This is a genomic window from Streptomyces sp. NPDC046909, from assembly GCF_040644695.1.
Taxonomy (GTDB): domain Bacteria; phylum Actinomycetota; class Actinomycetes; order Streptomycetales; family Streptomycetaceae; genus Streptomyces.
In genome coordinates this window covers 433,398-456,240 of the sequence record NZ_JBEYXC010000004.1, presented here as the reverse complement: position 1 = coordinate 456,240, position 22,843 = coordinate 433,398, and the positions used below count along the sequence as shown (strand labels likewise).

19 protein-coding genes are annotated in these 22,843 nt (G+C 71.0%); 11 read left to right on the top strand and 8 right to left on the bottom strand.

The window, feature by feature from the left end; genetic code table 11:
• The first annotated feature begins 57 nt into the window (after positions 1-57).
• Positions 58-570 (top strand): EF-hand domain-containing protein, encoded by a 513-nt coding sequence (locus tag ABZ928_RS15080; RefSeq protein WP_361518305.1) that lies wholly within the window; start codon positions 58-60, stop codon positions 568-570.
• Here the strand turns inward: ABZ928_RS15080 and ABZ928_RS15075 are convergent.
• Positions 554-2,101, bottom strand: coding sequence for an AMP-binding protein (locus tag ABZ928_RS15075; protein WP_361518303.1), 1,548 nt, complete (start codon positions 2,099-2,101; stop codon positions 554-556). The genes ABZ928_RS15080 and ABZ928_RS15075 overlap by 17 nt on opposite strands.
• 99 nt (positions 2,102-2,200) lie before the next feature.
• Here ABZ928_RS15075 and ABZ928_RS15070 point away from each other — a divergent pair, with 99 nt between their 5' ends.
• The 4 genes from ABZ928_RS15070 (at position 2,201) to ABZ928_RS15055 (ending at position 6,446) form a co-directional block, all read left to right on the top strand.
• Positions 2,201-3,421 carry an amidohydrolase family protein gene (locus ABZ928_RS15070; RefSeq protein ID WP_361518301.1) on the top strand — a complete coding sequence of 407 codons (1,221 nt, stop codon included), beginning with the start codon at positions 2,201-2,203 and terminating at the stop codon, positions 3,419-3,421.
• A complete protein-coding gene (locus ABZ928_RS15065; RefSeq protein ID WP_361518299.1) occupies positions 3,421-4,554 on the top strand; it encodes an acyl-CoA dehydrogenase family protein in 1,134 nt (377 codons plus the stop codon). Before ABZ928_RS15070 ends, ABZ928_RS15065 begins: the two co-directional genes overlap by 1 nt.
• 19 nt (positions 4,555-4,573) lie before the next feature.
• On the top strand, positions 4,574-5,455 hold the full coding sequence (locus ABZ928_RS15060) for an acyl-CoA dehydrogenase family protein (protein ID WP_361518298.1): 882 nt from the start codon (positions 4,574-4,576) through the stop codon (positions 5,453-5,455).
• A gap of 508 nt (positions 5,456-5,963) precedes the next feature.
• Positions 5,964-6,446, top strand: a complete 483-nt coding sequence (locus ABZ928_RS15055) for an ATP-binding protein (RefSeq protein ID WP_361518928.1) — start codon at positions 5,964-5,966, stop codon at positions 6,444-6,446.
• Positions 6,447-6,859: 413 nt separating this feature from the next.
• On the opposite strand, the gene ABZ928_RS15050 is transcribed toward ABZ928_RS15055, so the two are convergent.
• Positions 6,860-7,786: a cyclase family protein gene (locus tag ABZ928_RS15050; protein ID WP_361518296.1), complete on the bottom strand. Its 927-nt coding sequence runs from the start codon at positions 7,784-7,786 to the stop codon at positions 6,860-6,862.
• A gap of 85 nt (positions 7,787-7,871) precedes the next feature.
• On the opposite strand from ABZ928_RS15050, the gene ABZ928_RS15045 reads away from it, so the two are divergent.
• The 4 genes from ABZ928_RS15045 to ABZ928_RS15030 all read left to right on the top strand — a co-directional run bounded on the left by ABZ928_RS15045 (position 7,872) and on the right by ABZ928_RS15030 (position 12,555).
• Entirely contained in the window at positions 7,872-8,777 is a 906-nt protein-coding gene (locus tag ABZ928_RS15045; RefSeq protein ID WP_361518294.1) for an SDR family oxidoreductase, read from the top strand.
• A 109-nt stretch (positions 8,778-8,886) separates the two neighbouring features.
• Positions 8,887-10,038, top strand: coding sequence for an acyl-CoA dehydrogenase family protein (locus ABZ928_RS15040; protein ID WP_361518293.1), 1,152 nt, complete (start codon positions 8,887-8,889; stop codon positions 10,036-10,038).
• Positions 10,038-11,087, top strand: coding sequence for a Zn-dependent alcohol dehydrogenase (locus ABZ928_RS15035; protein ID WP_361518291.1), 1,050 nt, complete (start codon positions 10,038-10,040; stop codon positions 11,085-11,087). The genes ABZ928_RS15040 and ABZ928_RS15035 overlap by 1 nt, the downstream gene beginning before the upstream one ends.
• A 100-nt stretch (positions 11,088-11,187) precedes the next feature.
• A complete protein-coding gene (locus ABZ928_RS15030) occupies positions 11,188-12,555 on the top strand; it encodes an MFS transporter (protein ID WP_361518289.1) in 1,368 nt (455 codons plus the stop codon).
• Here the strand turns inward: ABZ928_RS15030 and ABZ928_RS15025 are convergent.
• Complete coding sequence (locus tag ABZ928_RS15025) at positions 12,463-13,512, bottom strand: helix-turn-helix domain-containing protein (RefSeq protein ID WP_361518287.1); 1,050 nt, start codon at positions 13,510-13,512, stop codon at positions 12,463-12,465. The two genes, ABZ928_RS15030 and ABZ928_RS15025, sit on opposite strands and share 93 nt — an antisense overlap.
• A 95-nt stretch (positions 13,513-13,607) precedes the next feature.
• Between ABZ928_RS15025 and ABZ928_RS15020 the strand changes: the two genes are divergently transcribed.
• A complete protein-coding gene (locus ABZ928_RS15020) occupies positions 13,608-14,915 on the top strand; it encodes an MFS transporter (RefSeq protein ID WP_361518285.1) in 1,308 nt (435 codons plus the stop codon).
• Between the two features lie 13 nt (positions 14,916-14,928).
• Here the strand turns inward: ABZ928_RS15020 and ABZ928_RS15015 are convergent, their stop codons facing one another.
• Positions 14,929-15,582: a flavin reductase family protein gene (locus tag ABZ928_RS15015; RefSeq protein ID WP_361518283.1), complete on the bottom strand. Its 654-nt coding sequence runs from the start codon at positions 15,580-15,582 to the stop codon at positions 14,929-14,931.
• An 82-nt stretch (positions 15,583-15,664) separates the two neighbouring features.
• Between ABZ928_RS15015 and ABZ928_RS15010 the strand changes: the two genes are divergently transcribed.
• Entirely contained in the window at positions 15,665-16,648 is a 984-nt protein-coding gene (locus ABZ928_RS15010) for a hypothetical protein (protein WP_361518281.1), read from the top strand.
• Positions 16,649-16,680: 32 nt separating this feature from the next.
• On the opposite strand, the gene ABZ928_RS15005 is transcribed toward ABZ928_RS15010, so the two are convergent.
• The 4 genes from ABZ928_RS15005 to ABZ928_RS14990 all read right to left on the bottom strand — a co-directional run bounded on the left by ABZ928_RS15005 (position 16,681) and on the right by ABZ928_RS14990 (position 22,779).
• Complete coding sequence (locus ABZ928_RS15005) at positions 16,681-17,532, bottom strand: enoyl-CoA hydratase-related protein (protein WP_361518280.1); 852 nt, start codon at positions 17,530-17,532, stop codon at positions 16,681-16,683.
• Position 17,533: 1 nt separating this feature from the next.
• On the bottom strand, positions 17,534-19,759 hold the full coding sequence (locus ABZ928_RS15000) for an acetate--CoA ligase family protein (protein WP_361518278.1): 2,226 nt from the start codon (positions 19,757-19,759) through the stop codon (positions 17,534-17,536).
• 178 nt (positions 19,760-19,937) lie between these two features.
• On the bottom strand, positions 19,938-21,425 hold the full coding sequence (locus ABZ928_RS14995; protein ID WP_361518276.1) for a flavin monoamine oxidase family protein: 1,488 nt from the start codon (positions 21,423-21,425) through the stop codon (positions 19,938-19,940).
• 154 nt (positions 21,426-21,579) lie between these two features.
• Positions 21,580-22,779 (bottom strand): NAD(P)/FAD-dependent oxidoreductase, encoded by a 1,200-nt coding sequence (locus ABZ928_RS14990; RefSeq protein ID WP_361518274.1) that lies wholly within the window; start codon positions 22,777-22,779, stop codon positions 21,580-21,582.
• Positions 22,780-22,843: the final 64 nt, after the last annotated feature.

Below are 22,843 nucleotides of genomic sequence, written 5' to 3'. Positions count from 1 at the left end.
CGTCGTACGCTCCCGTTCAGATGCACCCCACAGTGAGGTAAGGCGGCCCGAGAAGACATGGTCAGCAGCGAGTACGAGCGCAGGATCGCCGGCCGTTTCGCCACCTTCGACCAGGACGGCAACGGCTATATCGACCGGGCGGACTTCAACGTGGCGGCGAAGGCGCTGCTCGCGGAGTTCGGTACGGCGGCGCGGTCCGACAAGGGACAGGCTCTCTACGTCGGAGCGGAGGCGTTCTGGCAGGGCATGGCGGGGATAGCGGACCGGGACGGGGATCAGCGGATCACCCGGGACGAGTTCGTCAACGGCGCCGTCAAGCGGCTGCGGGACAATCCCGAGCGGTTCGCCGAGATCGCCCGGCCCTTCCTGCACGCGGCGCTCGCGATCGCCGACGGTGACGGCGACGGGGCGGCCACCGTCGAGGAGACCGCGCGGGTGCTCCGTAACCTCGGCGTCGGCGAGGACATCGCCCGTGAGGCCGCCGTCGCCCTCGACACCGACGGCGACGGCAAGGTCGGCGAGGCCGAGATCGTCTCCGCCTTCGCCCGTTACTTCACGGTTCCCGAGTAGCGCCGCCCGTCGTCGAGTAGCGCTCCCTCAGCTTGTACTTCAGTACCTTCCTGAGCGTCTCGTTCCGCGGAAGGGCGTCCACCACCTCCAGCTGCTCCGGCAGCTTGTGGACCGACAGCCCTTCCGCGCGGAGGTACGTCACGATCGCGGGCAGGGTCAACTCCTCGGCTCCCCGCGGCTGTTCCACCACCGCGCAGACTCGTTCGCCCCGCTCCTCGTCCGGCAGGCCGATCACCGCCACGTCCCCGACCGCCGGGTGCGCGGCCAGCAGGTCCTCGATCTCCTTCGCCGAGATGTTCTCGCCCTTGCGGATGATCACGTCCTTGAGGCGGCCGGTGAGCACCAAGTGGCCGGTGTCCCTGAGGACTCCCAGGTCGCCCGTGCGCAGGAAGCCCTCCTCGTCGAAGGCCTCCGCCGTCTGGCCCGCGTCCAGGTAGCCCTGGCAGACCGCCTCGCCGCGCAGCCGGACCTCGCCGTCCACGATCCGTATCTCCATCCCCTCCGGCGGCCGGCCCTCGGTCGTCGCCAGGTTCTCCGTGGTGTCGTCGGGGGAGCCCATCGTGATCATCGGCACCTCGGTCATGCCGTAGCCGTGCGTCAACTGCACGCCCATCTCCCGTACGACGGCGTGGTACACCTCCGGCGGCTTCGGCGCCCCGCCGCCCGCCAGCAGCCGCAGGGTGGGGATCACCTTCGTCTCCGGGTGCTTGCGCTGCTCCGCCAGGAACATCGAGTAGAACGCCGTCGACCCGCCCGCCACCGTCACTCCGTGCCTGCGGTACCCCTCCAGCGCGTCCGGCAGCGCGAACTGCTCGAACATCACCGCCGGGAAGCCGTACAGGAGCAGCATCACCGTGTAGTCCGGGCCCGCTATGTGCGCGTACGGGAAGGCCATCGAGCCCACGTCGTCGGGGGTCAGGTGCAGCGCGTGGGCGAGGCAGGAGCCGCCCGCTATCAGTGAACGGTCCGTGTGCAGAACGCCCTTGGGGTCCGATGTCGTGCCCGAGGTCCAGTAGATCCAGCGGACCGAGGTGCCGGAGGAGGGCGGTGCGGGGAGCAGGGACGGGTCGCCGTCGGGGAGCGCCTCGTACGCCTCGAAGATCCCCCTCGCGTCCAGGCGCCGGGCCATCGCCGTGTAGTCGAAGCCTCGCCACTCGCCGGGCACCGCGAAGAACTCGGCTTTCGACTCCCTTAGTGCGAAGCCGACTTCGCGGTCGCGGTAGAAGGGGATGACCGGTGACTGTACGGCGCCCAGGCGGGCCAGTGCGAAGGACAGGACCGCCGTCTCGATACGGGTGGGCAGCTGCCAGGCGACCACTGTGCCGGGGCGTACGCCCATGTCGTACAGGCCCGCCGCCACCCGCTCGGCACGCGCGCGTAGTTCGCCGAAGGTCAGGGAGCGGTCGTCCTGGAGGAAGACCGGGCGGTCGGGGGTGAGGTCGGCGCGGCGGGCGACCAGTTCCCAGAGGGTGCGGGCGGAGCTCAGGGTGTGCGGGGTCTCCGGACTCGGGGAGTGCGGGGTCTCGTTCACATCTGCCCCCTGCTTGGCTGACGACTCGTCAGGTGACATGCTATCTGACGGACCATCAGATTGTGCCTGTCAGGTGAACACCGTCCGGCGGAGGGGATCATGCCGACCGAACTGCCCCGCATCATCAGCGTCGACGACCATGTGATCGAGCCCGCGCACCTGTTCAAGAGCTGGCTGCCCGCCAAGTACCAGGACCGCGGACCGCAGCCGCTCACCGCCGGGATCGGTGAACTCGCCTATGTGGGCGGGAAGTACCAGATCACGATGGATCCGGACGGTCCGCCCACCGACTGGTGGATCTACGAGGACCTGAAGTTCCCGTACAAGCGCAACATCGCCGCCGTCGGCTTCGACCGCGACGAGATGACCTTGGAGGGGATCACCCGCGAGGAGATGCGGCGGGGGTGCTGGGACCCCGTCGAGCGGCTCAAGGACATGGACCTCAACCATGTCGAGGGGAGCCTCTGCTTCCCGACCTTCCCGCGCTTCTGCGGGCAGACCTTCGCCGAGGCGCAGGACAAAGAGGTGGCGGTCGCGTGTGTGCGCGCCTACAACGACTGGATGGTCGAGGAGTGGTGCGGCGACAGCGGCGGGCGGCTCATCCCGCTGTGCCTGATCCCCTTGTGGGACGTCGAGTTGGCCGTCGCGGAGATCCGGCGGAACGCGGCACGGGGCGTGAAGGCCGTCACCTTCTCCGAGATCCCCACCTACCTCGGACTGCCCTCCATCCACTCCGGGTACTGGGACCCCTTCTTCGCCGTGTGCCAGGAGACCGGCACGGTCGTCAACATGCACATCGGCAGCAGCTCGCAGATGCCGGCCGCCTCCCCCGACGCCCCGCCCGCCGTCCAGGCCTCGCTCTCCTTCAACAACGCCATGGCCTCGATGATGGACTTCCTGTTCAGCGGCGTCCTGGTGAAGTTCCCGCGGCTCAAACTCGCGTACAGCGAAGGCCAGATGGGCTGGATCCCGTACGCCCTCGAACGCGCCGACGACGTGTGGGAGGAGCACCGCGCCTGGGGCGGGGTGCGCGACCTGATCCCCGAGCCGCCGTCGACGTACTACTACCGGCAGATCTTCTGCTGCTTCTTCCGCGACAAGCACGGGGTCGCCTCCCTGGACGTGGTCGGGCGGGACAACGCCACCTTCGAGACCGACTATCCGCACGTCGACTCGACCTTCCCGCACACCAAGGAGGTCGCGCTCGACCATGTGAAGGGCCTCGACGACGAGACCGTCTACAAGCTGATGCGCGGCAACGCCATCCGCATGCTCGACCTCGACCTCGACCGCGGCCGCGATCTCGACCGCGACAAGTGATGGACCTGTCCTCCACCTCCGAGGAGGAGGCTTTCCGGGCGGAGTTGAGGCAGTGGCTCGGCCGCGTGCTGCCCACGCTCCCGGCCAAGCCGTCCCCGGACGACTGGCCCGGCCGCCGCGCCTACGACATGGGCTGGCAGCGGATGTTGTACGACGCCGGGTACGCGCACGTGCACTGGGACGCCTCGCCGACCATGCGGCTCATCTTCCTGGAGGAGACCGAGAAGGCGGCGGCGCCCTATGTGGGCGCCGGGTTCGTGGGGCTACTGCATGCCGGGCCCACCATCGCGGCGGAGGGGTCCGCCGAGCAGCGGGAGCGGTGGCTGCCGGCGATCCTGCGCGGGGACGAGGTGTGGTGCCAGGGGTTCAGTGAGCCGGACGCCGGGTCGGATCTCGCCGCGCTGCGGACACGCGCGCGTAGGGACGGCGACGAGTACGTGGTGAGCGGGTCCAAGATCTGGACCTCGCACGCCGAAGTGGCCGACTGGTGCGAACTGTTGGTGCGGACCGACCCCACCGCCGAGAAACACCGGGGCATCACCTGGCTCGCGCTGCCCATGGACGCGCCGGGGATCACCGTCCGGCCGCTGAAGACCCTCGCAGGGTCCGCCGAGTTCGCCGAGGTGTTCCTCGACGAGGTGCGGGTGCCGGTCGCCAACCGGGTCGGGGACGAGAACGACGGCTGGCGCGTGACCATGGTGACCCTGTCGTTCGAGCGCGGCACGGCCTTCGTGGGCGAAGTGGTGGCGTGCAGACGGGTGTTGCGCGACCTCGCCGCCGAGGCGCGCAAGAACGGGCGCTGGGACGAGCCGGGACTCCGGCGGCGACTGGGGCGGCTCAACGCCGAGTTCCGGGCGCTGTGGCGGCTGACGCAGTGGAATGTGAGCGAGGCGGAGGCCTCGGGCGGGGTCCCCGGTGTCGGGGGTTCGGTTTTCAAACTGAGGTATTCGCACGCGCGGCAGGAGCTGTACGACGCCGCCGCCGAGGTCATGGGGCCCGATGCCCTTGACCTCGACCGGCCGTGGGTCCTGGACCGGCTGTCCTCGCTGTCGTACACCATCGCCGCCGGCACCTCGCAGATCCAGCGGAACATCGTGGCCGAACGCATCCTCGGGCTGCCGAAGGGGCGGTGAGTCTTCCGGTGGGATTCACATGAGATTCCAACTCACTGACGATCAACGGGCGTTGCGGGACGGCGTACGGGGGCTGCTGGCCCGGCGCTTCGACCGCGAGGCGCTACGGGCCGCCGTGGACGCGCCGGGGCGTCTTGACCGGGCGTTGTGGCGGGAACTGGGCGAGGCCGGGTTCTTCGCGCTGCGGCTGCCGGAGAGCGACGGAGGCGTCGGACTCGGGCTGCCCGAAGCGGTGTTGGCCTTCGAGGAGGCGGGGCGCGTGCTGCTGCCCGGGCCGCTGGTGGCCACGCATCTCGCGGCCGGGGTGGTGTCCGGCGCGGCGGACGGGTCGGTGGTCGTGGCGGACGTGGACGGGGGGCTCGTGGAGTGGCTGGACGCCGCCGACGTCGTACGAGGGGAGGCCGGCGGGGCCGTACCGCTGCGGTCGGTGGATCCGCTGACGCCGCTGCACCGGGTGGCGGGACGTCGTATGCCCGGGGTGTCCGAGGCCGACCCCGTCGCCGTCCTCCTCACCGCCGCCGAGCAGCTCGGTACGGCCACGCGCGCGTGCGAGCTGGCCGTGCAACACGCCCGGACGCGCGAGCAGTTCGGGCGGCCGATCGGGGCGTTCCAGGCCGTCAAGCATCTCTGCGCGCAGCTGCTGGTGCGGGCCGAGGTGGCGCGTGCGGCCGTCTACGCGGCGGCGGTGACCGCGGAACCCGTCGACATCGCGGCGGCCCGGCTGCTGGCCGACGAGGCCGCCGTACAAGGCGCTCGGGACTGCCTTCAGGTGCACGGCGGGATGGGCTTCACCTGGGAGTCCGAGGTGCATCTGCTGCTGAAGCGGGCGTGGGTGCGGGCGCGGCGTGGTGGTGGGGGTGCGGAGAGTGAGGAGCTGCTCGCGGCCGATCTGACGGCCTGACGGGCGCTGGGCCGCGGTGGTGCCGGGGTGCGTCCGGTGAATGTCGCGGATTGTGGCATACCGGAATCACGGAGCGTTGATACCGGGTTGTGTCCTATGCGTGACCCGTCACGGCCTGGAGTCGGGGGGCCGCTCCGGTACCTTCTGTGGGATGCGAGTGGTGCCGAGCGCGAGCGATGCCGGTGTTGCCTCTGTGGCGGCTCCGGATGCGGCGGTGCGCGCCGCTTCTCGCAGGGCCGGCGGGCCGTTGGTCTCCGCCTGTTCGACTCCCCACGATGAGCGTCGCACAGTATGCCACCCGCGTACTCCTTCGCGCTGGAATATGCCCGAAGCGCTTGTTGGGGTGACTGTACGTCAACCATGCTGTCTCGTAAGGGATTCACGTTCTGTGACCCCGGCCTTGGCCATTGTTCTGGCCATGCAAAAAATGGCTACGATCGTGGCCCTCGTGAGGCGCGAGGCTATGTGTCTGCCGGTTCGGATGGTGTGAGCGGTGCAGGTGCTTCAAGTGCAGCTGGAGATCCGGCCCGACCCCGCAGAGGTGGGGCGAGCCCGGCGGTGGGCCCGTTCGCGGCTCGCCGGATCCGGGATAGGGGCCGACGAGCCGCTCGCCGAGACCCTGATCCTGCTCGTGTCCGAACTGGTCACCAACGCCGTGGTGCACACCGGCCGCCCTGCCGTGCTGCGACTGTCGCTGCCCGGCGTCACGGCCGCGGCCGAACAGGCCGTCGTGCGCCTGGAGGTCGTCGACACCAGCGGCCGTGCCCCGGTGCCGCGTTGTGCCGACGGTGACGCGACCGGCGGCCGGGGGCTCGCCCTCGTCGACGGGCTCGCCGACCGCTGGGGCTGGAGCCCCGAGGGCGCGGGCAAGCGCATCTGGTGCGAACTCGACCGCTACGGGGCCGCCCAGGACGGCGAGGGCGCGACGGCGTTCGGGGCGGGGGCCCCGGCGTTCGAGGGGTACGAGGGGCTGGCGTACGAGGCGGTGTAGCCGCATGGCGCATCGGGTCCTGACGGCCGCGTGTGGCGCAAGAGGGCGCATGGCGGCCGTGTGGCGTGGCCGGTGCACGGTGGCAGAAGCCCTGGCCGTCGCCGGTCGGGCGAGAGGCGGTGCGCCGTGGTGTGCTTCCGTGCGCGCCCGTAACAAATGGTGCGTAAGTAATAAATCTCTGAACGGGTGTTGACGCCACGTGTCCGTTTGCTCACGCTTGTGGTCAGCGATTCGCCGCGAGGGGACGACGAGGGTTCCGGTGACGGGAGCCCTCGGCGAGCGTGGGTCGTGATTCGGCGTCGGTTCCCTCAGGGCCAAGAGGAACCGGGGCGGGAACGCCGGAGCCGGACGGCGGCGCGGAACGCCCTGCTCGGGGCGGGCGTTGGGGCGCCGCCGTCCGGCCTAGCCCCGCGTCAGAGCACGGCCACCGGAGCGACCGGTGTCCCCGTTCCGCCGACGAACGGCTCGGGCATCGCCGACAGCAGGAACGTATAGCGGCCCTCTTCTCCACAGGCTGTGGACAACTCTTCGAGATTCCAGTTCTGGCCCTGGAGCATGCCCATCTCGACCAGGTCGAGCGCGTGCACGGGCAGCCACAGATCCTCGACCTCGGGCGGGAAGATCTCGAAGGTCAGGGTGTCGTTCGCGACGGCCGCCACATCGCGCGCGTGGAACCACTCCGGCGTACGGATCGAAAGCCCTGGCGACGGAAAACCGTACGCGTGCTTGTCGCCCCCCAGATACACCTGGATCTGCCCGGTCCGTACGAGCACGATGTCACCGGCACGCACGCGCGTGCCCGCGAGTGCCTCGGCGGCCTCCAGGTCCTCCGGTGTCACGGCGTACGAGCCGCCCAGCCGGGACGTGCCACGCGCGCGTGCCACATCCAGCAGCACCCCGCGCGAGACGATGTGCCGCGCCTTGTCGATACCGCTGAACTCGGCGCCGCCGTGCGGGGTGATGGAGCCGGCCGGGCGGCCGTTGTAGAGCACGCCCGAGTGCGAGACATGCGTGAGCGCGTCCCAGTGGGTCGCCGCCTGAAGCCCCATCGTCACGGCGTCGTCGCTGCACGCGACCGTGCCCGGGCCGAAGATCTCCTGGTTGATCTGCACCATCGTGTGCAGGGGGTTGACCCGGCCCGGGATCACGCCGGTCTGCACGCCGTCCTCCTTCAACGGGAGGGAGAGCGGGACGCGGCGACCGGTCCTGATCTCCGCCGCGGCCTCCCGTACGACCTCGTCGGTGATCAGGTTCAGGGTGCCGATCTCGTCGTCGGCGCCCCAACGGCCCCAGTTGTTCACGCGCTTGGCGATCTCGTGGAACTCGGCGGGTAGTGGCATCGACGCTCCCCGGGGGCTTGTCTCCAGGTATCTGACGGGTCATAAAATCTAACGGTCCGTCAGAAACCGCGGGAAGGGGCCGGGCGTGGGGAACTTCTTGGCAGGCAAGGTCATCGCCGTCACGGGCGCGGGGCGGGGGATCGGGCGGGCGGTGGCGCTGTGCGCGGCGGCCGAGGGGGCGTCCGTCGTCGTCAACGACTACGGGGTCTCGGTGGACGGGGAGTCACCCACGAGCGAGGTCGCCTCGGGAGTCGTCAAGGAGATCGAGGCGGCCGGTGGAGTGGCCGTCGCGGTCGCCGACGACGTGTCGACCATGGCGGGCGGGCAGCGGGTCGTCGACGTGGCCCTGTCGTCGTACGGGCGGCTGGACGGGGTGGTGTGCGTCGCCGGGATTCTGCGGGAGCGGATGCTGTTCAACATGACCGAGGAGGAGTGGGACCCGGTGGTCGCCACTCATCTCAAAGGCACGTTCACGGTGTTCCGGGCGGCCTCCGCGGTGATGCGTCAGCAGCGGGCCGGGACGTTGATCGGGTTCACCAGCGGGAATCATCAAGGGTCCGTTTCGCAGGCCAATTACAGCGCCGCGAAAGGGGGGATCATCTCGCTGGTTCGGAGTGCGGCGCTGGGGTTGAACAAGTACGGGGTGACCGCCAACGCGGTGGCGCCTGTCGCCCGTACCCGGATGTCGGCCGGGGTGCCTGTGGAGCTTTCCGAGATCGGGGAGCCGGAGGATGTGGCCGCGCTGGTCGTGTATTTGCTGTCGGAGCGGGCTCGGGGGGTTACCGGGCAGGTGTACACGGTGGCGGGGGCGAAGATCGCGGTGTGGGCTCAGCCGCGGGAGTTGCGTGCCGCGTATGCCTCCGGCGGGTGGACGCCGGAAACGATTGCGGAGTTCTTGCCGGGGTCGGTGGGGGTGGATCCGATGCCGATGTTGGAGCGGGTGGCTGCGATGGAGCGGGCTGCGCGGGAAGGGGAGCGGCCTAACGCCTAATGGGGTGGGTGGATCTCTGGTTGTGCGGCTGCGGGTCTGTTGTGGCTGGTCGCGCAGTTCCCCGCGCCCCTTAGGGCGTCAACTCGTCCGGTGTTGAGAGGAGCTCTCTGTGGACTTTGGGTGCACTGCCGAAGACGAGGTGTTCCGTGCGGAGGCTCGGGGCTGGCTCGGTGAGCATGCCGTTGCTGGGGTGGATCGTCGGGATTGGGAACGGGCCCTCGGTAAAGACGGGTGGATCGGGCTCGGGTGGGGTGAGAGTGGGTATGGGAATCGGGTTGCCACGCTTACCCAACAGGTCGCCTGGGCCGAGGAGTACGCGCGGTCCTGTGCGCCGGCTCGGTCCGGGCATATCGGGGAGAATTTGCTGGCGCCTACCCTTCTCGCGCATGGGACTCCTGAGCAGAAAGCACGCTTTCTTCCTTCCATTGCCGCCGGGGACGAATTGTGGTGCCAGGGATACAGCGAACCCGGCGCGGGGTCGGATCTCGCGGGGATTCGTACGAAGGCCGAGCGGGGTGCGGATGGTTCGTATCGCGTGACGGGGCAGAAGATCTGGACGTCTCTGGCTCTTGAAGCCGACTGGTGTTTTGTGTTGGCGCGTACTGAACCGGGGTCTGTTCGGCATCACGGGCTGTCGTTTCTGCTGGTTCCCATGGATCAGCCTGGGCGGATCGAGGTGCGGCCCATTCGGCAGATGACCGGGACCAGTGAGTTCAATGAGGTCTTCTTCGAGGGGGCGCACGCGCGTGGGGAGCATGTGGTCGGGGGTGAGGGGGACGGGTGGCGGGTCGCCATGAGTCTGCTCGGGTTTGAGCGGGGGGTTTCGACGCTGGCTCAACAGGTGGGGTTTGCCGCCGAGTTGGGGCGGGTGGTTCGGGCCGCCCTTGAGAGTGGGGCCGTAGGGGATTTCGTTGTGCGGGATCGGCTTGTTCGGCAGTGGGCCGAGTTGCGGGTCATGCGGTGGAACGCCCTGCGGACGCTGGGGGGTTCGGGGGATGCCGGGGCCTCAAGCGTCGCCAAGTTGTTGTGGGGCGGGTGGCATCAGCGGCTGGGGGAGCTGGCCGTGGAGGTGCGGGGGGCTGCCGGTGGGGTCGGGCCGGTCGACTGGGACGCCTCGGCGCCGTACGAACTTGACGCTTTTCAGCATCTGTTCCTGTTCTCGCGGGCCGACACGATCTATGGCGGCTCGGACCAGGTTCAGCGCACGATCATCGCCGAGCGGGTGCTCGGGCTGCCGAAGGAACCCAAGGGGGTTGTGTGATGCGCGGCGTGGTGTTCGACGGTAAGCGGGTCGAGGTCGTCGACGACCTGGAGGTGCGGGAGCCGGGGCCGGGAGAGGTGCTGGTGGCCATTTCGGCGGCGGGGTTGTGTCACAGCGATCTGTCGGTGGTCGACGGGACGATTCCCTTTCCCGTGCCCGTGGTGTTGGGGCATGAGGGCGCCGGAGTCGTCGAGGCGGTGGGCGACGGGGTTTCGCATGTCGTCGTGGGCGATCATGTGTCGCTGTCCACGCTCGCCAACTGCGGGACGTGCGCGGACTGCGACCGGGGGCGGCCCACCATGTGCCGGAAGGCGATCGGGCGGCCAGGGCAGCCGTTCTCGCGCGGTGGGCAGCCTGTGTTCCAGTTCGCCTCCAACTCCGCCTTCGCCGAACGGACCGTGGTCAAAGCCGTGCAGGTGGTGCGCATTCCGAAGGACATTCCGCTGCCGTCCGCCGCGCTCATCGGGTGCGGGGTGCTGACCGGGGTCGGGGCCGTGCTCAACCGGGCGAAGGTGGACCGCGGGGACAGTGTCGTCGTGATCGGCACGGGCGGGATCGGGCTCAATGTGCTCCAAGGGGCCCGGATCGCGGGGGCGTTGCGGATCGTCGCCGTCGACGCCAATCCGGCCAAGGAGGCGGTGGCCCGGCAGTTCGGGGCGACCGACTTCCTGACCTCCACGGACGGGGTGCGGGAGTTGTTGCCCACCGGGGCTGACCATGTCTTCGAGTGCGTGGGGCGCGTGGAGCTCGTACGGCAGGCGGTCGATCTGCTGGACCGGCACGGGCAGGCGGTGCTGCTCGGGATGCCGGCGGCCGGGGCCGAGGCGTCCTTCGTCGTGGCGTCCATGTTCCTGGACAAGTCGATCCTGGGGTGCCGGTACGGGTCCTCGCGGCCGCAGCGGGACATCGCGCTGTACGCCGAGCTGTATCGGGAAGGGCGGCTGCTGCTCGATGAGCTGGTGACGCAGACGTATCCGGTGGAGGAGTTCGAGCGGGCGGTGGCGGATGCGGAGGCGGGGAAGGTGGCTCGGGGGGTGCTGACCTTCTGAGGAGACCGGCCTTGTGAGGTGACCGGCCCTGTGCGGAGAGTTTTCCACAGGGGCCTGAAGGGTTCTGGGTGTTGTCAGTGGCAGCGCCTAGCGTCGACTCATGACCTACCGCGATGTCGCCACCAAACAGGTTCTCGTCTGGGCCTGCACCGCCGTCGCCTCCCGTATGCCGGTCGCCATGGCCCCGTTGGCCCTGGTCTTCCTGGTGCGGGAGCGGCCCGGCGGCTACACGCTGGGCGCGGCGCTCGCGGCAGCCTATGTGATCGGGGAGATCGTCGGGGCGCCGGTGCTCGGGATGCGGATGGATCCGGCGCGGGGGCGGCGGCATCTGGGTCTCGGGCTCGCGGGCGGGGCCCTGGGGTTCGCGGGGCTCGGGGTGCTGGCCGGGGCGCATCCCGTGGTGCTGGGCGCGTTCGCGTTTCTCGCCGGGGCGGCGCCGGCCGCGGCCGCCGGAGGGCAGCGGGCCCTTCTGACGTCGCTCGTTCCGGAACGTGCCGTGGCGCAGGCGCTGTCCGCCGAGTCGATGCTGATGTCGGGGGTGTGGGCCGTCTCTCCGGTCGCCGTCGCGGGGCTCGCGCTCGGGGTCGCGCCGCGCGTCCCGCTGCTGCTCGGGGCCGCGTTGATGGCGTTGTCGGTCGTGGGGCACCGGCTGCTGCCGGCCGGGTGGGGCAAGGGGGAGCGGGACGGGGAGGCGGGGCGGCTCCGGGTGCTGATACGGGCTTGGCCGGTGTACGTCACCGGCGCGGCGAGCCTCACGCTGCTGGGCCTGGCCGAACTCACCCTCCCGGCCCTGCTGGAGCAGCGCGGCATCAAGGTCGGCTGGTCGGGGCCGATGCTGGCGGGCATGGCGACCGGGGCGGGGCTCGGGGCGTTCCTGTACGGACTGCGGTCGTGGCCGGGGCGGCTCCGGGGGCGCAGTGTCCTGCTGATGTGCGGGATGTCGGTCTTCGTGACCCTCGCCGCGGTGACACCCGGCGCTGCCGGGATCGCCGTCGCGCTCGTCCTCGCGGGCACGCTCCAGTCGGGTGCGCTGATCACCCGCAACCTGTCCCTGCGCGAGGCGGTGCCGCCGGGGGCGCTGGCCGCCGGGTACTCCGTGATGTACGCGGCCGCGGGCGCGGGGTACGCGGCGACGGGGTCCCTCGCGGGCGGGCTGCTCCAGGTGGTGACGCCGTCCACGGCGATTCTGGCGGGGGTGGGGGTGACGCTGCTGCTGACGGGGGTGGGGTGGTGGGGGGAGGGGCGGAGGGAGGGCGTGACGGGTGCCGTGGAGGGTGGCGGGGGCTCGTGTGCTGGTGCGGAGGGTGGCGGGGGTGCCGCTCCGGAGAGTTCGCGTGCTGCTGACGATCTCCCCGGCGACGCCTCCCCGCAGGGCTCAAGTTCCGGTGCTCGCCTGCCCGTTGACGCCGATCTCCGCTCGGAAAGTACGCCGATAGCTGGTGGGGGTGACGCCGAGGGCCGTCTGTAGGTGCTGGCGCATCGACTGGGCCGTGCCGAAGCCTGCGTCGCGGGCCACCTGGTCGACGGAGAGGGCGGTCGACTCCAGGAGCTGTCGGGCGCGTTCCACTCGTTGCTGGGTGAGCCACTGGCCGGGGCTGATGCCGACCTCCTCGCGGAAACGGCGGGTGAAGGTCCGTACGGACATCGACTCCTGTTCGGCCATGTCCCGGAGCTGGATCGGCTCGTGGAGCCGGCCCAGGGCCCAGGCGCGGGCCGTGGTCGTGGTGGCCAGCTGGGGTTCCGGTACCGGCCGCTGGATGTACTGGGCCTGGCCGCCCTCGCGGTGCGGCGGTACGACCGTGCGGCGGGCCACCTCGTTGGCGACGGCGGTGCCGTGGTCGCGGCGCACCATGTGCAGGCACAGGTCGACACCGGCCGCGACGCCCGCGGAGGTGAGGACGTCGCCGTCGTCGACGTACAGGACGTCCGCGTCGACCTTGACTCGCGGGAAGAGCCGCTGGAAGTGCTCGGCGTCGGCCCAGTGCGTGGTGGCGGGGCGGTCGTCGAGGAAGCCGGCGGCGGCGAGGACGTAGACGCCGGTGCAGATGGAGGCGATGCGGGTGCCGGGCCGGATGTGGGCGAGGGCGGCGGCGAGTTCGGGGGTGAGGACGCCCTCGTCGTAGACCGGGCCGAACTCGTAGGAGGCCGGGACGATCACGGTGTCGGCGGTGGCGAGGATCTCCGGGCCGTTGGGGACCATGATGTCGAAGTCGGAGTCCGTGCGGACCGGGCCCGGCGGGCGGATCGAGCAGGTCACGACGTCGTAGAGGTGCCGTCTCCAGGTGTCCTTGGGGCGGCCGAAGATGCGGTGCGGGATGCCCAGCTCGAAGGGGAGCGCGCCGTCCATGGCGAGGACGACGACGCGGTGCGGGCGGAAGGGTTCTGCACTGTCACGGGGGTCGGCGCTGTCCGGTTGGTCGGCCATGGCTCGATCGTAACCGTCACCCATGGCCCGATCCTAGTGAATGCTGTCCTTCCGGCCACTCGTTTGTGGTTGTCGCAGGCCGGAAGCTCTATGGCGTGACCCAGACAACCGATGCCGCAGCCCCTGTGGAGCCGAAGCCCCAGCCCGCCCGACGTCCCCGCATCCACCGGGCGTGGTTCGTCGCCGCCGTCACCTTCGTGACGATCATCGGCGCGGCCGCGTTCCGCTCCCTGCCCGGGCTGCTCATCGACCCGCTCAACCAGGAATTCGGCTGGTCACGCGGCACGATCAGCGCGGCGGTCTCGATCAACCTCGCGCTGTACGGACTCACCGCCCCCTTCGCGGCCGCCCTGATGGACCGCTACGGCATCCGCCGGGTCGTCGCCGTGGCGCTGACCGTGATCGCCGTCGGCTCGGGCCTGACGGTGTGGATGACGGCCGCCTGGCAGCTGCTGCTGTACTGGGGCCTGCTGGTCGGTCTGGGGTCCGGCTCGATGGCGCTGGCATTCGCGGCGACCGTCACCAACCGCTGGTTCACCGAGCGGCGCGGCCTCGTCACCGGCATCCTGACCGCCGCCTCCGCCTCAGGGCAGCTGATCTTCCTGCCCCTGCTGTCGTGGATGGTCGAGAAGCACGACTGGCGCCCCGCCGCCATCACCGTCGCCCTGGCCGCCCTCGCCGTCGTCCCCTTCGTCTGGCTGCTGCTGCGCGACCACCCCGCCGACGTGGGCCTGAAGCCCTACGGGGCGAAGGAGTTCGTGCCCAAGCCGGACCCCGTCCCGGGCGCCGCCCGCCGCGCGGTCACCGTCCTGTTCAAGGCGGTCCGCACCGGCCCCTTCTGGCTGCTCGCCGGCACCTTCGCGATCTGCGGCGCCTCCACCAACGGCCTGATCCAGACCCACTTCGTGCCCGCCGCCCACGACGCGCACATGCCCGTCACCACGGCCGCCTCGCTGCTCGCCGTCATCGGGGTCTTCGACGTCGTCGGCACGGTCGCCTCCGGCTGGTTCACCGACCGTTTCGAGCCACGTCGGCTGCTCGCGATGTACTACGCCCTGCGCGGCATCTCCCTGCTGTTCCTGCCGTTGCTGCTCGGGCCCAGCGTGCACCCGCCGATGCTCTTCTTCATCGTCTTCTACGGCCTGGACTGGGTCGCCACCGTCCCGCCCACCGTGGCCCTGTGCCGCGAGGTCTATGGCGAGGACAGCGCGATCGTCTTCGGCTGGGTCCTCGCCTCGCACCAGATCGGCGCGGCGCTCGTGGCCTTCCTCGGCGGTGTGGCACGGGACGTCTTCGGGTCGTACGACATGGTCTGGGTCGCGTCCGGAGCGCTGTGCGCGGTGGCGGCGCTGATGGCGCTGGTGATCCGCAGGCGGCCCGCGCCGATACCTGCGGTGGCCTGAGCGAGGCCTGCCCTCAGACGAACCGGCCCTTGTGGAACAGCAAGGGCGCCTGGTCCTCGTCGGTGCCCGTCCCCAGCGCGTCCACCCGGCCCACCACGATCAGATGGTCGCCGCCCGTGTGCACCGCGTGGATCGTGCAGTCGATCCACGCGAGCGTGTCCGTGAGGCGCGGTGAGCCGGACGCGGGGGCCGCGTCGTACGCCACGCCCGCGAACTTGTCCGCGCCGCTGACCGCGAACCCACGGCACAGCTCGCCCTGGTGGGCGGCCAGGACGTTGACGCAGAAGGCCCCGGCGCGGGCGATACGCGGCCACGTCGTCGACGTACGGCCGACCATGAAGGCGACCAGGGGCGGGTCGAGGGAGAGGGAGGAGAAGGACTGGCAGGCGAAGCCGGCGGGGCCGTCCTCGCCGTCGGTGGCGGGTGAGGTGACAACGGCCACGCCCGACGCGAAGTTCCCGAGCACCCGCCGGAACTCGGCCTGCCCGACCGGCGCGCGCTCGTCCTCGCCTACACAGCGGAGCTCGGGGCGGGGCAGCGGCTCCACGGGCGGTGCAGGGGCTCCTGCGGACACCCCGGATCCCGTCGGCGTCGCGGAGTCCCCCGGTGCCGTACCGGCCGACCGGAGGTAGCGGACGGCCGCTTCGGCCATGCCTGCTTGTCCCATCACGCCTTCCATTGAAGCTGACGGTGCGTCAGATGGGAAGGGGTGCGCGGGGGCGGGGCAGGCCGCTGCGTACGCTGCCGACATGGGGTGGGGAGACATACGGCGGGAGCTCGGGCGGGCCCGGGCGGCCTGGGACTCGGTCGCGGTGCACGCGGCCGCGGCGGTGGGGGCGGCGCAGCTGCCCGCCGTGGGGATGATCTGGTACGTCGACGTCACCACCGGCGATGACTACGGCGGCGGAACCATCGCCATCGGACTGGCCTGCCTGTTCGTCCTCGCGCCGCTGTACCTGCCGTTCCTGGGACTGCTCCACGCGTGCGTGCAGACCCTGCCGGCCGCCCTGCTCGCCCGGCTCACGGTCCGCCGCGTCCGCGGGCCCGAGTGGATGTGGCACCTGGCGTGGGCGGCTGCGCTCGGGGTGCTCTGGGCGGGGGCGACCGCCGTGCTGTGGGGCTGGCCGTTCGCCGCCACGGCCGCCGTCCTCGCGGCGCTCGGGGTCCTTCCGGTGCTCGGAGTGGCGTACTTCCGGCGCGGCAGCCGGTCACGCGCGCGTGCGTGGGGGTGCTCGGGGACGTGGATCGTCTCGGCCGGGGTGTCCTTCGTGCTGTTCATGGTCGTCTTCGGGGGTGCCGTCGTCGCCACCGAGACCGGTCTCGTCGAGGAGTACGAGCCTCCGCTGCTGTCCGACGCGCAGCTCACCGGCGTATGGCGGGGCCAGGACGGGGCGGTTCTGCGGCTGCACGCGGGCGGACGGGCCGAACTCACCGAGCTGCCCATGGTGTCGGAGACCGACGACTGGCTCGCCGACCCGGTCTACACCGTGTGCGAGGGCACCGGCACGTGGGAACCGCTGCGACGCGACGGGGACGGGGACGGGGATGGGACCGGAGGCGGGAGCGTGGGGGTGGAGGAGGACGTGGACCGTGACGGCGTAGGGCTGCGGGTCGACGGCGGATGCGGGCAGCCGACGCTCTGGACGATCGGCGGGACCGAGCGCGACCCCGAGCTGTTCGTGCTGTTCGGTGACCCGGACGCGGGTGACCTGCGGATCCTCACCCGGGACTGAGCCCCGTACGCACCGCGCCCTGAACCTCGTACTCACCGCCCCCTGAACCGCGCACTCCGCCGCTCCACGAAGCTCGCCACGCCCTCCTGGGCGTCCTCGGTCGTCATGTTGATCTCCTGCGCGGCTGCCTCCGCGGCGAAGGCGGTGGCCCGGTCAGTGTCGAGGGAGGTGTTGACGAGCTGTTTCGTCAGGGCGAGGGTGCGGGTCGGGCCGGTGGCGAGACGGGTCGCCCATGCGTGTGCCGTCTTGTCCAACTCGCCGTCCGGTACGACCCGGTTGACCAGATCGAGGCGCTCGGCGTCGGCGGCGGTGAGGGCGTCGCCGAAGAACATCAGTTCCTTGGCGCGCTGCGGGCCGATGAGGCGAGGCAGCAGATACGCCCCGCCGCCGTCCGGTACGAGTCCGCGGCGGACGAAGACCTCGATGAACTTCGCGGACTCCGCGGCCAGGACGAGGTCGCAGGCGAGGGCGAGGTGGGCGCCGAGGCCGGCCGCCGTGCCGTTCACCGCGGCGATCACCGGCTTCTCGCAGTCCAGGACGGCGGCGATCAGGCGTTGCGCGCCCAGCCGGAGGGTGCGGGCCACGTCCCCGGGGATCCGCTCACCGGAGGCGGAGGCGGAGGCGGATGCGGAGGCGGAGGTGCCCCGGAGGTCGGCTCCGGCGCAGAAGCCGCGGCCCGCTCCCGTGAGGACCACCGCCCGGACGTCGGCGTCCGCGGAGGCCTCGGAAAGCAGCTGGATGAGGCGTTCCCGCTGGTCAGGGGTGATGGCGTTGAGGGCCTCGGGCCGGTTGAGGGTGATGCGGCAGACGTGACTGTCAGTGGCGTGCTGTACCAATGACTCAACGGAAATTTCCGGCTTACGGGGGGAATCAGACGTGTCCATTTCAGCGGCACACCACCAACGCGTCCAGCGCCACCGCGCCCTGCCCGCGCGGCAGCACCATCAGCGGATTGATGTCCAACTCGGCAACCTCGTCACCGAGTTCCAGCGCCATGCGCTGCACCCGCAGGACGACCTCGACGAGCGCGTCGAGGTCTGCCGGGGGGCGCCCCCTGACCCCGTCGAGGAGGGCCCGCCCGCGCAGTTCACCGCACATGTCCCGGGCCTGTTCCTCCCCGAAGGGCGGTACGCGTACGGCGGTGTCGCGCAGCACCTCGACCAGGACCCCGCCCAGACCCACCGTGACGGTCGGTCCGAAGAGGTCGTCGTGGGTGACGCCGACGACCATCTCGACGCCCCGCTCGACCATCTGGCAGACCAGGACACCGTCGAGGGAGACGCCCTCGTAGCGGGCGATGTCGGTCAACTCCCGGTAGGCGTCCCGGACCTGGCTGGCGGAGGTGAGGCCGATCTTCACCAGGCCGAGCTCGGTCTTGTGGGCGATCTGCGCGCCGGACGCCTTCATCACCACGGGGTAGCCGACCAGGCCCGCCGCCCGTACGGCCGCCGCCGCGCTGGTCACCAGCTGTTCGCGCGGGACCCGGATGCCGTACGCCCGCAGCAGTTGCTTCGCCGCGTGCTCGCTCAGCTGCTGGCCCGGGCGCATCAGGGCCTGTGCCTTGCGAAAGGAGGGGGAGGGGGTGCGCGGGGCCTCGTCCAGGGGGGAGCGGTAGTTCGTGACGAAGCGGTGGTGGTCGAGGTAGGCGCGGACGGCGGTGATGCAGTTCCCGACCGTGCGGAAGGTGGCGACCCGGGAGGAGCCCAACAGGACCTCGCGGTACGCCGGTTCGGTGCCGACCGGCGATCCCCACACCACGCACACCAGCTTGTCCGTCCCCTCGGCCGCGTCCACCAGGTCCTGCACGAGCTTGTCGCTCAGGGGCGGGAAGGGGCCGGTGACCGGGCAGATCAGGATCCCGACGGACGGGTCGGCGAGGATCGCGTCGATGATCTTCCGGCCGCGCCAGTCGCCGACCGGGTGGCCTCCGTTGTCGACCGGGTTGGCGACGCTCAGGTACTCGGGTATCCACTGGTGCAGCTCGGTCTGCTTGGCCTCCGAGAGCGTGGGCAGGGTCAGGCCCGCCTCCGTCGCCAGGTCGGCGAAGTGCGCGCCCGTGCCGCCCGAGATCGAATAGACGACCACGCCGTCGGCCTGCGGCGGGCGGGCGCGGGCCAACAGGGCTGCGGTGTCCTGGAGTTCGTCGAGGCCGTCGACGCGGATCACGCCGTACTGCCGCATCGCCGCGTCCACCACCGCGTCGGCGCCGGTCAGTTTGCCGGTGTGGGAGGCGGCCGTGCGGGCGCCGGTCTCCGTGCGGCCCACCTTGACCGCGACCACCGGCACCTTGCGGCGGGCGGCCCGGTCGGCGGCGAGGAGGAAGGAGCGGCCGTCCTTGAGGCCCTCGACGTAGGCGGCGATCGCGCCCACCTCGGGCTGCTCGGCGAAGTAGGAGAGGAAGTCGGCCGTTTCCAGGTCGGCCTCGTTGCCGGTCGGCGCCCAGTGGCTCAGGCGGATGCCGAGTTCCTGGAGGGCGAAGACGGGGCGGCCCTGGTGCCCGGACTGGGTGATGAGGGCGATCGCCGGTCCTTCGAGGTCCTCGCGGAACTCCTCGAAGGCGTTGAGGTTGGTGTTCGGGCCGAGCAGCCGCATCCCCGACCGGCGTACGGCGGCGGCGAGGCGGGCCTGGGCGGCGGCGCCCGCCTCGCCGGTCTCCGCGAACCCGGAGGCGAAGACGACCGCGAACTTCGCCTTGGCCTCGGCCAGTTCCTCGATCACCGGAAGGGGGTCGGACACCAGCAGCACGGCGAGGTCGACCTGCTCGGGCAGGTCGGCGACGGAAGGGGAGCAAGGGATGCCGAAGACGGACGGGCGGGTGGGGTGCACGGGGTGGAGACGGGCGCCGACGCGTTCGGCCCAGGCCACCAACTGCCTTGTGATACCGGTGTTCGGGCGGCCCTCGGTGTCCGAGGCGCCGATCACCGCCACCGACTCCGGCCGGAAGAAGCGGTCCAGATCGGGGACGTCGGAGTACAGCGGCCGGCCGCTGACGTCGAGGTCGTCGACATCGGCCGGCCTGCCGTGGACGGCGGGCCCGGGTTGCTCGCCGCAAGCGATGACCCGGGCCCGGCGGGAGTCGGTGGTGAGGGTGCCGTGGGTTGATCCAAGCATCGGTCCGCCCGCTCCTGTGTGACAGCGATTAACTGACGCAGTGTCAGATTAAAGGAACTGACGCTGTGTCAGGAATGGCTGTGCACGGAAAGGATGGGCACGGGGTGCCGCCGCGGCCGCTCACCGGTCCGCCACCGTTCGGCCACCGGTGCCGCTGCGGTGCCGCTCACAGCACCGCTCACAGCACTGCCAGGACCTCCTTCGCCACCCGCTCGCCCGACCGCACCGCGCCGTCCATGAAGCCCATCCAGTAGACGGACGTCTCCGTGCCGGCCCAGTGGATGCCGCCCACGGGGGTGCGCAGGGCGGGGCCGTACTGGGTCAGGACGCCGGGGGCGGCGATGGAGACCGGGCCGCCGCGGGTCCAGGTCTCGTTGTTCCAGCGTTGCAGGACGAAGGAGGTGGGGGAGGCGGCTTTCGAGCCGAAGTACGTGACGTAGTCCTTGAGGACGGCCGCCTTGACGTCCGCCTCGCTCGCCCCGTCGTACTTGCGGGCCTCGTCGGCCTCGATGAAGCCCATCAGGGCGCCGTAGGAGGCGTCCGGCGGGGAGTTGTCGAAGGTGGAGCTGACCACGCCGGTGTCGCTGACGACCTGGCCGTTGAGGCCGTCGGCACGCCAGAAGGGGGTGTCGTAGATCGCGATCGCCTTGCCGACCGAGGCCATCGGGAGACGCTGGGTGAGCTGGTCGCGGGCGGCCGGGAGCAGCGGTGCGTAGGTGATGCGGGCGGCGATCGGCGGGGGTACCGCGACGACGACCTTCTTCGCGGTGGCGGTGATGCCGTCGGCCGTCACGACGTACTTGCCGCCGGACTGGGCGATCGAGCGCACCGGGGCGTTGAGGACCACGCGGTCGCCGAGGGTGGCGGCGAGCTTGATCGGCACCAGCTGGGAGCCGCCGACGAAGCGCAGTTCCTGGGCGCCGTTCGCGGTCTCGGTGAGGCGTTCCAGGGTGCCGACGTTGGAGGAGTTGCCGGCGGCGGCGATGTAGAAGAGCACGAACAGGAAGGAGAGTTCGCGGGGTTCGGCCGAGAAGATCGAGGTGCAGGCCACGTCGAAGAGGAACTTGGCCGACGGGACCACGGCGTTGGCGCGCAGCCAGGTCTCGAAGGTCTGGCGGTCCCATTCGTCGGCCTTCGCGGCGGTCCAGGGCGCGTCGACCGGGATCTGCTTGGCCAGGTCGTCCAGGGTGGCCTGCACGATCGCGGCGTTGGCGAGACCGGCCACGTCGATGGGCGGCACCGAGCCGAGGAGGCCGTCGGTGGCGTAAGGGGTTTTCTTGCCGTCCTTGTAGAGGAGGTTGTTGCCGGTGTTGTAGGTCGCGAAGGTCTGCACGCCGAGCGAGTCGGCGAGGGCCTTGATGCGGTCCTGGGTGGGGCCGATGAACTCGCCGCCGCCCTCGGTGACCCCGCCGTTGGCCAGGGGGAGGTTCAGGACCCGGCCCCCGACGCGGTCGCGGGCCTCCAGGACGACCACGGACTTGCCGGCCGCCACCAGGTCGCGGGCCGCGGTGAGTCCGGCGAGCCCGGCACCGACGACGACCACGTCGGCCTCCCGGGTGGCCGCGGCGGCGGGCGAGGCCGCGGCGCCGGTCAGGGCGGCGGCCCCGGCGGTCGCCGCGGCACCGCCGAGCAGGGAGCGGCGGGAGAGCTGTCTATTGCGTGCCACGTGCATCCTCCGTCAAGGGCGAGAGGTTGGAGTGGAGCCAGAACATGAACAGTGCTCACATTCTGGCCCCATGCGGTGGCGGCGTACAGCTCTCTCGTCACTTCTGACCCAGGAGTAACGGAAGGAGTACGTCAGTGAGTTGAGAGTTCCTACGTCAGACGGGGAGTCTGGAGACCTGCGGGGCACCGCCCTTGGTGATCGCCTTCGCGATCTTCCCGGCGTCGATCGCCACTTCGCGGAAGGTGCCGCTGATGGGAGTGACGTACCCCGTGAAGAAGAGGCCTGGGGCGTTCTTCGGGGCGCGGGCCCCGTTCACGACCGGCAGACCCCGGGCGTCGAGCACGTCGAGGTGGCCGACCAGGTTCTCCAGGGAGCGGGCGTAGCCGGTGGCCGCGATGACGGCGTCCGGGCCGATGCGGGTGCCGTCGGAGAGGAGGACCTTGTCGTCGTCGAAGCCGTCGACGGCGGCGACGATCTCGACCTTGCCCTGGCGTACGGCGTCGATGAGGCCAACGTCCTGGACAGGGATGGCGCCCTCGCGGACCCGGGTGTACAGGCCGGTGTCGGGGCGGGGGAGGCCGTGGGCGGAGAGGTCGGGGACGCTGAGCTTCGCCATGGGGCGGGCGAGGCGGTCGACCAGGCCGACGGGCAGGCGTCGTACGAGGACGCCCGTGTACTGGGCGGCCCAGCCCGCGGTCGAGCGGCGGACGATGTGCGGGGCGGTACGGACGGCCAGGCGTACCCGCTGGGCGCCGCCCTCGACCAGGTCGACGGCGATCTCGGCGCCGGTGTTGCCGACACCGACGACCAGGACGTCACGGCCGGCGTAGGGCCCCGCGTTGCGGTACTCGGCGGCGTGCGTGAGCCCACCGGCGTACGACTCCCGGCCCGGCCAGTCGGGGAGCAGCGGGGTGTGGTTGTAGCCGGTGGCGACGATCACCGCGGCGCCGGTCAGCTCGCGGCCGCCGGTGGCGTGCAGGAGCCAGCCGGTGCCGTCCGGGGAGCGTTCGACGCGGGAGACCTCGACGCCGGTGACGGTCTCCAGTTCGTGGTGCTCGGCGTACTTCTCCAGATAGCGGACGACGTCGTCGCGGGAGACCCAGCGGCCGAACCGGCGGGGCATCGGGAGCCCCGGGAGGGCGGAGAGGCGGCGCGTGGTGTGGAGGTGGAGGCGGTCGTAGTGGCGGCGCCAGGACGCTCCTACGCGGTCCGACTTCTCCAGGACGACGGCGCGTATGCCCTGGGCCCGCAGCGCGTACGCGGCGGCGAGTCCGCCGGGGCCGCCGCCGATGACGTACACGGGGCGGGCGGGGGAGGACGCGGGGGGTGCGGGGGTCGCTGCGGGGTCGGCCATGTGCGCGAGCGTAATCAGGGTTCCGGTTGATGGGTCTCGGTCAAGACCGGAATTGGTTTCGGAT